This is a genomic window from Pseudomonas sp. MB-090624, assembly GCF_003205245.1.
Lineage (GTDB): Bacteria > Pseudomonadota > Gammaproteobacteria > Pseudomonadales > Pseudomonadaceae > Aquipseudomonas > Aquipseudomonas juntendi.
Genome location: NZ_QJRK01000060.1, coordinates 24832 through 39247, shown reverse-complemented (window position 1 = coordinate 39247; position 14416 = coordinate 24832). Strand labels below are relative to the sequence as shown.

General features: G+C 66.9%; 3 protein-coding genes. 2 read left to right on the top strand and 1 reads right to left on the bottom strand.

Going from position 1 to position 14416, the window contains the following annotated elements; translation table 11 throughout:
* Positions 1-96: transposase domain-containing protein (locus DMX12_RS25855; RefSeq protein ID WP_143485438.1), on the top strand; the 96-nt coding region annotated here is incomplete at its 5' end.
* Positions 97-207: 111 nt separating this feature from the next.
* Here DMX12_RS25855 and DMX12_RS25850 read toward each other — a convergent pair.
* Positions 208-738 (bottom strand): RNA polymerase factor sigma-70, encoded by a 531-nt coding sequence (locus DMX12_RS25850; protein ID WP_009684812.1) that lies wholly within the window; start codon positions 736-738, stop codon positions 208-210.
* A 615-nt stretch (positions 739-1353) separates the two neighbouring features.
* Between DMX12_RS25850 and DMX12_RS25845 the strand changes: the two genes are divergently transcribed.
* The gene (locus tag DMX12_RS25845) at positions 1354-14307 is read left to right on the top strand and encodes a non-ribosomal peptide synthetase (protein ID WP_110679835.1); all 12954 of its coding nucleotides are present in this window, start codon (positions 1354-1356) and stop codon (positions 14305-14307) included.
* The last annotated feature ends 109 nt before the right edge of the window (positions 14308-14416 follow it).

Below are 14416 nucleotides of genomic sequence, written 5' to 3'. Positions count from 1 at the left end.
CCGTATGCCTATCTCAAGGATGTACTGACGCGGCTGCCGACCCAACGGGCCAGTGAGATCGGACAGTTGCTGCCGCATCAGTGGGTGCCGGCCTGACTTACGCAAGGTGAGTTCGCCGGACGCTTACGAAGCTTGAAGCTTGAAGCTTGCAGCTTGCAGCTTGCAGCTTGCAGCTTGCAGCTTGCAGCTTGCAGCTTGCAGCTAGGGTCAGCCCTGCCGGTTGGCGGTCTTGCGGCAATGCACCAGGGCATCGCGGATCATGAAGTTGACCAAGGTCGGCGACACGCCCAGTTCCTTGGCGATGTCCTTCTGCGGTACGCCATGCAGGCGGTACATCTCGAACGCATAGCGGGTGCGCTGGGGCAACTGGTTCAGCGCTTCGGCAATATCGTCCAGCGCGGCCAGGTTGATGTGGGTGGCTTCGGGCGAGGCGTTCTGGATGACCACATTCAGGCCTTCCTCTTCGCTGCCGGAGTATCTCAGCTCCATCGCCTGCTTGCGGTAATGGTCGATCGCCAGGTTGCGCACGATCTGGAACAGGTAGCTCAGCTGCGCCTTGAACGACGAGGTTATCTGCGGGGCGGCGCTGAGCCGGAAGAAGGCGTCCTGCACCACATCTTCGGCACGCGAGCGGCAGCCGGTAATGCGCGCTGCGATCTTGACCAGGATGCTGCGGTTGTCTACGAAGGCCTGCAGTAATGGTGAATCGCACTTACTTGTGGATAGTTGTTCCGCCATGGAAATCACCTTGTCACAAAGGGGGAGGAGGCACCCGGGGCAGGGAAGCTTCCTACGACGTGCGACAAGCTATTCATAATGATAATGATTGTCAAATGCGAAATGTAATTGGTATCAGGAGTTTTCGATTCTTGCGAGGTCTGTCAGGGGGCGTGGTGCCTGCCTGGAGAAAGTGTTGCGGCGACAAAGTGCAGGCCATGACGGGGGTGTCGCCTGGGAGACCTAGCGCCGCCCGCGCGGCGCATCGCGAGCTGCGCTCGCTCCTACGTTTGTTTCGGGCCAGTAACGCCTGTGACAGGCGCGCGCGACCGCTTTGTTTGTACGGCGCGATATTGAGGCATGCACCAAGGCGTTCGCGCGCAAATCCCACAGGAATAACTGGCCCGAAACAAGCGTAGGAGCGAGCGCAGCTCGCGATGCGCCGCGCGGGCGGCGCTCGGTCTCCCAGGCGACACCCCGCCATGGCATGCCCGTCAATCCGCCGACCCCGCCAGCTCCGCTAATTTCTCCCGCCGCCCATCCGTTCCCCTGTGTACATCCCCGGCCGCCAACCGCTGCCCGCCCATGTCCGCGGCGCAGTCGGCACGCCCCAACAGATACTGGCAGGAACACCCCATGACGGACGCCTACGAACTCCCGCTCTCGCTGGTCCAGGCCCTGGCGCAACGCGCCGCGCAGACCCCGGACAGGATTGCCCTGCGCTTTCTCGCCGACGCCCCGCACGAGCAGGCTGTGCTCAGTTATCGGGAGCTCGACCAGCGCGCGCGCACCATCGCCGCCGCCCTGCAGGCACGCGCCAGCTTCGGTGACCGCGCGGTGTTGCTGTTTCCCAGTGGGCCGGATTACGTAGCGGCGTTCTTCGGCTGCCTGTACGCCGGCGTGATCGCAGTGCCGGCCTACCCGCCAGAGTCTGCCCGCCAGCACCACCAGCAACGCCTGCTGTCGATCATCGCCGACGCCGAGCCGCGCCTGCTGCTGACCGTGGCGGCGCTGCACGACAGCCTGCAGGGCCTGGAAGCACTTGCTGCCGAGGCGGCGCCCGCGTTGCTGGCAGTGGATGGCCTGGACCCCGCCCTGGCCGACACCTGGCAGGAACCTGCCCTCAGCAGCCAGGACATCGCCTTCTTGCAGTACACCTCCGGCTCCACCGCACTGCCCAAAGGCGTGCAGGTCAGCCATGGCAACCTGGTGGCCAACGAACAACTCATCCGCAGCGGCTTTGGCATCGACCTCAACCCCGACGACGTGATCGTCAGCTGGTTGCCGCTGTACCACGACATGGGCCTGATCGGCGGCCTGTTGCAGCCGATCTTCAGCGGAGTGCCTTGCGTACTGATGTCGCCCGGCTATTTCCTCGCCCGGCCAGTGCGCTGGTTGCAGGCCATCAGCGACTACGGCGGCACCATCAGCGGCGGCCCCGACTTTGCCTACCGCCTGTGCAGCGAGCGCGTCAGCGAGGCCTCGCTGGCCGGGCTCGACCTGAGCCGCTGGCGCGTGGCCTATTCGGGCTCCGAGCCGATCCGCCAGGACAGCCTGGCGAGCTTCGCCGACACCTTCAAGGCCTGCGGCTTCGACCCCCAGAGCTTCTTCGCCAGCTACGGCCTGGCCGAAGCAACCTTGTTCGTCAGCGGCAGCCGCCGTGGCCAGGGTATCCCCGCGCTTGCGCTGGATGCCGACGCCTTGGCCGCCAACCGCGCCGAGCCCGGTACCGGCAGCGTGCTGATGAGTTGCGGCTTCCCGCAGCCGGGGCACGCGGTACGCATTGTCGAGCCGCAACAGCTGCAACGGCTGGGCGACAACCAGGTGGGGGAAATCTGGGCAGGCGGGCCGAGTATCGCCTCGGGCTACTGGCGTAACCCAGAAGCCAGCGCGCGCACCTTCGTCGAAATGGACGGGCAGACCTGGCTGCGAACCGGCGACCTGGGTTTCATGCGTGAAGGCGAGGTGTTCGTTACCGGGCGCCTGAAAGACATGCTGATCGTGCGTGGGCAGAACCTGTACCCGCAAGACCTGGAAAAAACCCTCGAGCGTGAAGTGCAGGCACTGCGCAAAGGCCGGGTGGCGGTGTTCGCCGTCGAGCATCAGGGCGAGGAGGGCATCGGCGTGGCGGTGGAGATCAGCCGCAGCGTGCAAAAGGCCACCCAACCCCAGGCGCTGATCAACACCCTGCGCCAGGTCATCGCCGATGCCTGCCGCCAGGCGCCGGCGGTGCTGCTGCTGCTCAACCCGGGCGCGTTGCCGAAAACCTCCAGCGGCAAGCTGCAGCGTTCGGCCTGCCGCGTGCGCATGGCCGAGGGCAGCCTGGACTGCTATGCCCAATTCCCTGAGCCGGGCGCCGCTGCTGCTGCCCAGGCATCAGGCGATGCCTTGCAGGCGCGCATCGCGGCGGTGTGGCGCGACACCCTCAAGGTGCAGGCAGTAGCGGCAGATGACCATTTCCTGTTGTTGGGCGGCAACTCCATCGCCGCTACCCAGGCCACGGCGCGGCTGGCCGACGAACTGGGCATCGACCTGGGCCTGCGCACCTTGTTCGAGGCGCCGGTGCTGGCTGACTACAGCAACGCGGTGGCTGCGCTCATCGGTGCAGGCGCTGCCCAGCCCGCAGCTATCGCGCCCCTGGCACGCGCCCAGGCGCTGCCCCAGTCGCTGGCGCAGAACCGCCTGTGGCTGTTGTGGCAACTGCAACCCCAATCGGCGGCCTACAACATTCCCGCCGGCCTGCACCTGCGTGGCGAACTGGACGCTAGCGCCCTGCAGGCCACATTCCAGGCACTGGTGGCGCGCCACGAGTCGCTGCGTACCGTGTTCGCTGAAGAAAACGGCCAGGCGCTGCAGCGTATTCTGCCGCAGCAGCCGTTCAGCCTGGCCCGCCTGGACCTCGCAGGCCAGACCCCCGAGCAAGTCGCCGCCCAGCGTGAAGCCGAGGCCTGCCAGCCGTTCGACCTGACGCAAGGTCCGTTGCTGCGTGTGACCCTGGCCCGGCTCGACGATGAAGACCATCAGCTGTGGGTGACCCTGCATCACATCGTGGCCGACGGCTGGTCGCTGAACATCCTGCTCGATGAATTCGCCAAATTGTATGCCGCTCACTGCCAGGGCCTGGAGGCAGCGTTGGCGCCGCTGCCCCTGGGCTACGCGGACTACGGCAACTGGCAGCGGCAGTGGCTGGCCGACGGCGAAGCCGAACGCCAACTGCAGTACTGGAAGGCCCAGCTCGGTGATGAACTGCCCGTGCTTGACCTGTGCACCGACCAACCCCGGGCCAACCAGCGCACATTCAGTGCTGCGCGTTTCAGCGTGAAGGTCCCCGCCACGCTCAGCCAAGCCCTCAAGGGCCTGGCGCAGGCGCAGCAGGCCAGCCTGTTCATGGTCCTGCTGGCCGGCTGGCAGGCACTGTTACAGCGCTACAGCGGCCAGGCCGAGATCCGCGTCGGCGTGCCGAATGCCAACCGCCCGCGCCTGGAAACCCAAGGCATGGTCGGCTTCTTCATCAACACCCAGGTGCTGCGCGCGCAACTCGATGGCCGCATGCCGTTCAGCCAACTGCTGGCGCAGGTGCGCCAGGCCACGCTCCAGGCCCAGGCCCACCAGGACCTGCCGTTCGAGCAGTTGCTCGAGGCCTTGCCGCAAGCCCGCGAGCAGGGCCTGTTCCAGGTCATGTTCAACCACCAGCAACGCGACCTGTCGGCACTGCGCCGCCTGCCAGGCCTGCTGGCCGAAGAGTTGCCGTGGCACAGCCGCGAAGCCAAGTTCGACCTGCAGCTGCACAGTGAAGAGGACCACCTGGGCCGGTTGAGCCTGGTGTTCGACTATGCCGACGAACTGTTCGAGGCCAGCACCATCCAGCGCCTGGCCGGGCAGTTGCTGGCACTGCTGGAGCAAGTGTGCGCCGCGCCCGACCTGGCCCTGGCCGAGGTGCAACTGCTCGACGAGGCGGGCCGGCGCCAGTTGTTGGGCTGGGGCCAGGCCGAAGCCGCCGCGCCGCGGCAACTGCTGGTCGAGCAACTCAACGAGCAGGCCCGCCTGACCCCGCAACGTACCGCCCTGGTATGGGCGGGTGGCAGCCTGGACTACGCCGAACTGCACCAGCAGGCCAACCGCCTGGCCCACTACCTGCGCGACAAAGGTGTCGGTCCTGACACGTGCGTCGCCATCGCCCTCGAGCGCTCGCCGCAACTGCTGGTCGGCTTGCTGGCCATTCTCAAGGCCGGCGGTGCCTACGTGCCGCTCGACGTGGATTACCCCGCCGAGCGCCTGGCGTACATGCTGGCCGATTGTGATGCTGGCCTGTTGCTCAGCCACAGCAGCCTGGTGGGCAAGCTGCCACAGGTCGATGGCGTCAGCACCATCGCCCTCGACCAGCTGCACCTGGACAGCTGGCCCAGCCAGGCGCCCGGCTTGCACCTGCAAGGTGACAACCTGGCCTACGTCATCTACACATCGGGCTCCACCGGCCAGCCCAAAGGCGTGGGCAATACTCACGCGGCGCTGGCCGAGCGCTTGCACTGGATGCAGGCCACCTATGGGTTGGGCGACGAGGATGTGCTGCTGCAGAAAGCGCCGATCAGTTTCGACGTGTCGGTGTGGGAGTGCTTCTGGCCGTTGATCACCGGCTGCAAGCTGGTGCTCGCCGGCCCTGGCGAGCACCGCGACCCGCAGCGCATTGCGGCCCTGGTCCAGGCGCATGGCGTGACCACCCTGCATTTTGTGCCGCCACTGCTGCAGGTGTTTGTCCAGGAACCACAGGCCGCGGGCTGCACCAGCCTGCGCCGGGTGTTTTCCGGGGGCGAGGCCTTGTCGGCGGCGCTGCGCGACCGGGTGCTGCAACTGCTGCCGCACGTGCAGCTGCACAACCGCTACGGCCCGACCGAAACCGCCATCAACGTCACCCACTGGCATTGCCAGGCCACGGACGGCGAGCGTTCGCCCATCGGCCGACCGCTGGCCAACGTGCTGTGCCGGGTAATGGATGACGAACTCGAACTCACCGCACCCGGCGTGCCGGGTGAGTTGTACCTCGGCGGTGCGGGCTTGGCCCGTGGGTACCTGGGGCGCCCAGGGCTTACCGCCGAGCGTTTCGTACCCCAGGCCGATGGCAATGGCCAGCGCCTGTACCGCAGTGGTGACCGCGCCCGTTGGCAGGTTCAGCTGCAAGCGCTGGAATACCTCGGGCGTCTGGATCAGCAGGTGAAAGTACGGGGGTTGCGCGTTGAACCTGAAGAAGTCCAGGCCTGCCTGTTGGCGCAAGCGGGTGTCGAGCAGGCGCTGGTGCTGGTCCACAACGATGCGGTCGGCGCGCAACTGGTTGGCTACTACAGCGGCAGCGCCCAGGCCGAAGCCTTGTTGACGGTACTGGCCGAGCACCTGCCGGCGTACATGGTGCCGGCGCAGCTGATTGCCCTTGCGCACATGCCCCTGGGCCCCAGCGGCAAGGTCGACCGCAAGGCGCTGCCGGCGCCGGTGTGGCAGCAGCGTGAGCACGTCGAGCCGCAAACAGCACTGCAACAGCAGGTCGCTGGCATCTGGCGCGATGTCCTGAACCTGCCCCGTGTGGGCCTGCGCGATGATTTCTTCGCCCTGGGCGGCCACTCGCTGCTGGCCACACAGATCGTTTCCCGCACGCGCCAGGCGTGCGACGTGGAGCTGCCGCTCAAGGCCCTGTTCGAGGCCAGCGAGCTGGGCGCATTCTGTGCCGAGGTTGCCCGCATCCAGGGCAATGGCCAGCGCAACCTGCAAGGGCAGATCGCCCGCGTAGACCGCCGCCAGGCGGTGCCGCTGTCTTATTCGCAACAGCGCATGTGGTTCCTCTGGCAAATGCAGCCCGACAGCCCGGCCTATAACGTGGGCGGCATGGCGCGCTTGCGCGGCACCTTGCACGTCGAGGCGTTCGAGCGGGCGCTGCATGCGCTGATCGTGCGTCACGAAGCCCTGCGTACAACGTTCCCCAGCATCGACGGGGTGCCCTACCAGTGCGTGGCCGAAGACAGCGGCCTGCACCTGCACTGGCAGGACTTCAGCGCCTTGCCCGGCGCTGCCCGTGAGCAACGCCTGCAACAGCTGGCCGATGACCAGGCGCACCAGCCGTTCGACCTTGAACGCGGCCCGCTGCTGCGCGCCTGCCTGGTCAAGGCCGCAGAGCGCGAGCACTTCTTCGTGCTGACCCTGCACCATATCGTGACCGAAGGCTGGGCCATGGACATCTTCGCCCGCGAGCTGGGTGAACTGTACGAGGCCTTTGTCGACGACCGCGAGTCGCCATTGGCGCCACTGCCGGTGCAGTACCTGGACTACAGCGTGTGGCAACGGCAATGGCTGGAAAGCGGCGAGGGCGCTCGCCAACTGGCCTATTGGCAAACGCGCCTGGGCACCGAGCACCCGGTGCTGGCGTTACCCGCCGACCGCCCGCGCCCGGCGGTGCAAAGCCACCGGGGCGGGCTGTACCGCTTCGAGCTCGACCCGGCCCTGGTCGAGCGCGTGCATGCCTTCAACAGCCAGCGTGGCCTGACCCTGTTCATGACCATGACAGCCACCCTGGCTGCCTTGCTCCACCGCTACAGTGGCCAGCGCGACCTGCGCATAGGTGCGCCGGTGGCCAACCGCATCCGCCCGGAAAGCGAAGGGCTGATCGGCGCCTTCCTCAATACCCAGGTGCTGCGCTGCGAACTGGATGGGCAGATGAGCGCCAGCGCCTTGCTGGAGCAGGTGCGCCAGGCCGCCATCGAAGGCCAGTCGCACCAGGACCTGCCGTTCGATCAACTGGTCGAGGCCCTGCAACCGCCACGCAGCAGTGCCTACAACCCGTTGTTCCAGGTGATGTGCAACGTGCAGCGCTGGGCCTTCCAGCAAAGCCGCAGCCTGGCCGGCATGCAGGTGGACTACCTGGTCAACGACGCCAGCGCCACCAAGTTCGACCTGTACCTGGAAGTGACCGACCTGGATGGCCGCCTGGGCTGCTGCCTGACCTACAGCCGTGACCTGTTCGATGAGCCGCGTATCGCGCGCATGGCCGAACACTGGCAACAGCTGCTGGTCGGGCTGCTCGACAACCCGCAACAGCGCCTGTGCGAGCTGCCGATGCTGAGCAGCAGCGAGCAGCAGCAACTGCTGGGCCAGTTGCAGGGCGACCCGCACTTGGGCCTCGGGCAGACCTTGCACGGGTTGTTCGCGGCCCAGGCCGCACGCACGCCGCAGGCCGGGGCGCTAACCTTCGCCGGCCAGCACCTGAGCTATGCCGAGCTCGAGCAGCGCGCCAACCGCCTGGCCCGGGCCCTGCGCGAACGGGGTGTCGGGCCGCAGGTGCGGGTGGGCCTGGCGCTGCAGCGTTCGCTGGAAATGGTGGTTGGCCTGCTGGCCATCCTCAAGGCTGGCGGCGCCTATGTGCCACTGGACCCTGAATACCCGCTCGACCGCCTGCGCTACATGATCGAGGACAGCCGTATCGGCCTGCTGCTGAGCCAGCGCGAGCTGCTGCAAAGCCTGGGCGAATTGCCCGAAGGCGTGGCGCGCTGGAGCCTGGAAGACGACGCAGCCAGCCTGGCGGCCTACAGCGCTGCGCCGCTGGACAACCTCAGCCTGCCGCAGCACCAGGCTTATCTGATCTACACCTCCGGCTCCACCGGCAAACCCAAGGGCGTGGTCGTCAGCCATGGCGAATTCGCCATGCACTGCCAGGCCGTGAGCGCCGCGTTCGGCATGCGCAGCGACGATTGCGAGCTGCATTTCTATTCGATCAACTTCGACGCCGCCAGCGAGCGCCTGTGGGTGCCAATGTTGTGCGGTGCGCGGGTGGTGTTGCGTGCCCAGGGGCAGTGGGGCGCGGAGGACATCTGCCAACTGGTGCGCGAGCAGCAGGTGAGCATCCTTGGCTTTACCCCAAGCTACGGGAGCCAACTGGCGCAATACCTGGGCGGCCAGGGCGAGCAACTGCCGGTTCGCCTAGTGATCACCGGTGGCGAGGCGCTGACCGGTGAGCACCTGCAGCGTATTCGCCAGGCATTCGCGCCCCAGCAGTTCTTCAATGCCTATGGGCCGACCGAGACCGTGGTCATGCCGCTGGCCTGCCTGGCGCCAGAGGTGCTGCCCGCAGCGCTGGGCAGTGTACCGATCGGCCAGGTCATCGGCAGCCGCACGGCCTACATCCTCGACGAAGACCTGGCGCTGTTGCCGCAAGGCGGTATCGGTGAGCTGTATGTCGGCGGCGCCGGCCTGGCCCAGGGCTACCACGATCGCCCGGGCCTGAGCGCCGAGCGCTTCGTTGCCGACCCGTTCGGCAGCGCAGGTGGGCGCCTGTACCGCACCGGTGACCTGGTACGCCTGGGCGCCGATGGCCTGGTCGAGTATGTTGGCCGCGCCGACCAGCAAGTGAAAATTCGCGGTTTCCGCATCGAACTGGGCGAGATCGAAAGCCGTCTGCAGGCACACGCCGATGTCGACGAGGCAGTGGTACTGGCCCTCGACCTGCCAGGCGGCAAGCAGCTGGTGGGCTACCTGGTGTGCCAGCAGGCCGCAGCCGACAACGAGGTGCAGCACCGCCTGCGCGAAGCCGTGAAGGCCGAGGCCCGCCAGCACTTGCCAGACTACATGGTGCCTGCGCACCTGGTGCTGCTCGACAGCCTGCCGCTGATGGGCAACGGCAAGCTCGACCGCCGCGCCCTGCCGCTACCGGACCTTGAGCACGCCCGCCAGCACTACCAGGCCCCTGGCGATGACGTGCAAGCTCGGCTGGCGCAGATCTGGGGCGAGGTGCTCAACGTCGCCCAGGTGGGGGTGCAGGACAACTTCTTCGAACTGGGCGGCGATTCGATCCTGTCGATCCAGGTGGTCAGCCGGGCGCGGCAGGCCGGGCTGCAGTTCACGCCACGCGACCTGTTCCAGCACCAGACCATCCAGGCGCTGGCCGCTGTGGCAAGGCAGAGCGAAGCGCACAGCAGCATCGACCAGGGGCTGCGCGAGGGCCAGGTTGGCCTGACGCCGATCCAGCACTGGTTCTTCGACAGCGAGGTGCCGCAGCCACAGCATTGGAACCAGGCGCTGCTGCTGGCGCTGCGCCAGCCGCTGGATAAAGCCATGCTGGAGCAGGCGCTGGCCGCGCTGGTGCAGCACCACGACAGCCTGCGCCTGCGTTTCAGTGCCGCCGCGGGCCGTTGGCAGGCTGCCTACACCCAGCCGGCTGAGGATCAGCTGTTGTGGGCTGCCACCGTCGCCGATTTTGCCGATTGCCAGGCGCTGTACAGCGATGTGCAGCGCAGCCTCGACTTGCAGCAGGGCCCGCTGCTGCGCGGCCTGCTGGTGACGGACGGCCAGGGCCACCAGCGCCTGCTGCTGGCGATTCACCACCTGCTGGTCGATGGTGTGTCCTGGCGTGTGCTGCTGGAAGACTTGCAGGCGCTGTACCGTGGCCAGCCACTGCCCGCCAAGACCCATGCCATGGGCGACTGGGCCGCGCGCCTGGCCAGCTATGCCGGCAGCGATTCGTTGCGTGACGAGCTGGGCTGGTGGCAAAGCCAACTGGGGGGTGCCCGCCGTGAGCTGCCATGCGATCACCCGCAGGGCGGTAACCTGCACCGCCACGCGCTAACCCTGGCGACCGGCTTGAACGCCGAGCAGACCCGGCAGTTGCTGCAACAGGCCCCGGCTGCCTACCACACGCAGGTCAACGACCTGCTGCTGACCGCGCTGGCGCGGGCCATGTGCCGCTGGAGTGGTGACGACAGCGTGCTGGTGCAGTTGGAAGGCCATGGCCGCGATGGGCTGTTCGAGGATATGGACCTGACCCGCAGCGTGGGCTGGTTCACCAATGCCTACCCGTTGAGCCTGCGCCCGGTGCCCGGTGAGGATGAGGCTGCGCGGGCAGGCTCGATCAAACGCATCAAGGAGCAGCTGCGCCAGGTACCGCACAAAGGCCTGGGTTACGGCGTGCTGCGCTACCTGGCGGACGACGCCGGGCGCGAGCAGATGGCGGCGTTGCCGCAGGCACGCATTACCTTCAATTACCTGGGCCAGTTCGACCAGCAGTTCGACAGCGCGGCGCTGTTCCAGCCGCTGGATGCCCCGGCCGGCCTGGCCCACGACCCCGACGCGCCGCTGCCCAACTGGCTGAGTGTCGATGGCCAGGTGTATGGCGGCGCCCTGCAGCTGCGCTGGACCTTCAGCGCCGAACGCTACGACAGGCAGACCATTGCCGCGCTGGCCGAAGCCTACCGCCTGGAGCTGCTGGCATTGGTGGAGCATTGCCTGGCCGAAGGCAATGGTAGTTTCACCCCTTCGGATTTCCCGCTGGCGCACCTGACGCAAGCGCAGATCGACGCCCTGCCGGTGCCGGCAGCGCAGATCGAGGACGTGTACCCGCTGAGCCCGATGCAGGAGGGCATGCTGCTGCATACCCTGCTGGAGCCGGGCACCGGCCTGTACTACATGCAGGACCGCTACCGCATCAACAGTGCGCTGGACCCCGATCGCTTCGCCCAGGCCTGGCAGGTCGTGGTGGCGCGCCACGAAGCACTGCGCGCCTCGTTCAGCTGGAACAGCGGTGAGGCGATGTTGCAGATCATTCACAAGCCGGGTGACCTGGCCGTCGACTATCAGGACTGGCGCGGGCTTGCCGAGGCTGCGCAGGAGCAACGCCTGCAAGCCTTGCACAAGCAGGAGCGCGAGGCGGGCTTTGCCTTGCTCAGCGAGGCACCGTTCCACCTGCGCCTGGTGCGCGTGGCAGACGAGCGCTACTGGTTCATGATGAGCAACCACCACATCCTGATCGATGCCTGGTGCCGCTCGCTGTTGATGAACGACTTCTTCGAGGTTTACCAGGCACTTGGCGAGGGCCGCCAGGCGCAGTTGCCGGTGCCGCCGCGTTACCGCGACTACATTGGCTGGCTGCAACGCCAGGGGCTGGACGATGCGCGGGTCTGGTGGCAGGCCAACCTGGCCGGGTTCGAGCGCGCCACGGCGCTGCCCAGTGACCGCCCATTGCGCCACGACCATGCCGGCAGCGGCATGGTCGTGGGCGACTGCCATACCCGCTTGCAGGTGAGCGAGGGCGTGCGCCTGCGCGAACTGGCGCAGGCGCACCAGCTGACCGTCAACACCTTTGCCCAGGCGGCCTGGGCCCTGCTGCTGGCGCGTTACAGTGGCGAGCGTGACGTGGCCTTTGGCGTGACCGTGGCCGGCCGCCCGGTCAGCATGCCGCAGATGCAGCGCACCGTGGGCCTGTTCATCAACAGCGTCGCGTTGCGCGTGCGCCTGCCGCTGGCCGGGGCGCGTTGCAGCGTGCGCCAGTGGTTGCACAGCCTGCTGCAAAGCAACATGGAGTTGCGCGAGTACGAGTACCTGCCCATGGTGGCGATTCAGGAGTGCAGCCAACTGCCCAAGGGCCAGCCGCTGTTCGACAGCTTGTTCGTGTTCGAGAACGCCCCGGTGGAAACCGCGGTGCTCGACCATGCGCAGCACCTGAACGCCAGCTCCGACTCGGGCCGTACCCACACCAACTTCCCGCTCACGGCGGTGTGCTACCCCGGCGATGACCTGGGCCTGCACCTGTCGTTCGACCAGCGCTACTTCGACTACCCGACCGTCGAGCGCCTGCTGGCCGAGTTCAAGCGGCTGTTGCTGGCGCTGGTAGAGGGCTTTGCCGGGGAGGTGAGCGAACTGCCGTTGCTGGGCGCCGAAGAACAGCGCTTCCTGCTGGAAGACTGCAACAGCACCGAACGGGCTTATCCGCTGGAGCAAAGCTACGTTGCCCAGTTCGAAGCGCAAGTGGCCGCGCACCCGCAGCGTGTCGTTGCCCGCTGCCTGGAAGCCGCCTACGACTATGCCGGTCTGAACCTGGCCGCCAACCGCCTGGGCCACGCACTGATCCTGGCCGGCGTGAAGGTCGACCAGCCGGTGGCGCTGCTGGCCGAGCGCGGCCTGCCGCTGCTGGGCATGATCGTTGGCAGCTTCAAGGCCGGCGCCGGCTACCTGCCGCTGGACCCTGGCCTGCCAGCGGCGCGCCTGCAAAGCATCATCGAGCTCAGCCGCACGCCGGTGCTGGTGTGCAGCGCCGCTTGTGCCGAGCAAGGGCGGCAACTGTTGAGTGCGCTGCCCACGCAGGCGCGCCCGCAACTGCTGGTGTGGGAGGAAATCCAGGCCAGCCAGGTCGCCAGCCACAACCCTGGGATTCACAGCGGGCCGGACAACCTGGCCTACGTGATCTACACCTCAGGTTCCACCGGCCTGCCCAAAGGCGTGATGGTCGAGCAGCGCGGCATGCTCAACAACCAGCTGAGCAAGGTGCCTTACCTGGGCCTCAGCGAGCAGGATGTGATAGCCCAGACGGCGTCGCAGAGTTTCGACATTTCCGTGTGGCAGTTCCTGGCTGCGCCGTTGTTCGGGGCTACCGTGCAGATCGTGCCGAACGCCATCGCCCATGATCCGCAGGGCCTGCTGGCGCATGTGCAGGCCAGTGGCATCACCGTGCTGGAAAGCGTGCCATCGCTGATCCAAGGCATGCTGGCCAACGACCATCAGGCGCTCGATAGCCTGCGCTGGATGCTGCCAACCGGCGAGGCCATGCCACCGGAGCTGGCCGCGCAGTGGCTGCAGCGCTACCCGCAGGTGGGGCTGGTGAACGCCTATGGCCCGGCGGAGTGCTCGGATGACGTGGCGTTCTTCCGGGTCGATGCCGCCTCGACTCAAGGCGCCTATTTGCCGATCGGCACGCCGACCGACAACAACCGCCTGTACCTGTGCGGGGACGATCAGGCCCTGGTGCCGCTGGGCGCGGTGGGTGAACTGTGCGTGGCTGGCACCGGTGTTGGCCGTGGCTACGTTGGCGACCCGGTGCGCACGGCGCTGGCCTTCATCCCGCACCCGTACGGTGCACCGGGCGAGCGCCTGTACCGTACTGGCGACCTGGCGCGGCAGCGCCCGGACGGTGTGCTGGAGTACGTTGGGCGCATCGACCACCAGGTGAAGATTCGCGGTTATCGCATCGAGTTGGGCGAGATCGAGGCGCGCCTGCACGAACAGGCACAAATCCGCGATGCTGCCGTGGGGGTGCAGGAGGGTGCCAATGGCAAGCACTTGGTCGGTTACCTGGTTGCGCACCAGGGCATTGCCGGGGACGCTGAATTGCTGGAGCGGATCAAGCAACGCCTGCGCGCCGAGTTGCCGGAGTACATGGTGCCGTTGCACTGGGGCTGGTTCGACAGCCTGCCGCACAATGCCAACGGCAAGCTGGACCGCAAGGCCCTGCCAGCCATCGACATCGGCGGCCAGCACAGCCAGGCCTACCAGGCACCGCGCAATGAGCTGGAAGACGTACTGGCGGGTATCTGGGCCGAGGTGCTCAAGGCTGAGCGGGTCGGGGTGCACGACAACTTCTTCGAGTTGGGCGGGCACTCGTTGCTGGCCACGCAGATAGCCTCGCGGGTGCAGAAGCAGTTGCAGTTGAACGTGCCGCTGAGGGCGATGTTCGAGTGCAGTACCGTGGCGGAGCTGGCCGAGTATGTGCAGGGGCTGCAGGGCAGTGCGCTGGATGACGACAAGGTCGATCGGCTAAGTGACCTGATGGCGGAGCTGGAGGGGTTGTAAACCGCAGGCTATGCCCCTGCCGCCAATGTCTGGCGGCGGGGGTAGGCCATGCAAACAAGATGACTGCATTTACATCGCAGCGTTGATGAAAGCTTCATCATAGGACTTT

Coding starts and splice junctions, on each gene's coding strand:
- DMX12_RS25845 (WP_110679835.1), top strand. CDS start 1,354: ATGACGGACGCCTACGAACTCCCGCTCTCGCTGGTCCAGGCCCTGGCG.
- DMX12_RS25850 (WP_009684812.1), bottom strand. CDS start 738: ATGGCGGAACAACTATCCACAAGTAAGTGCGATTCACCATTACTGCAG.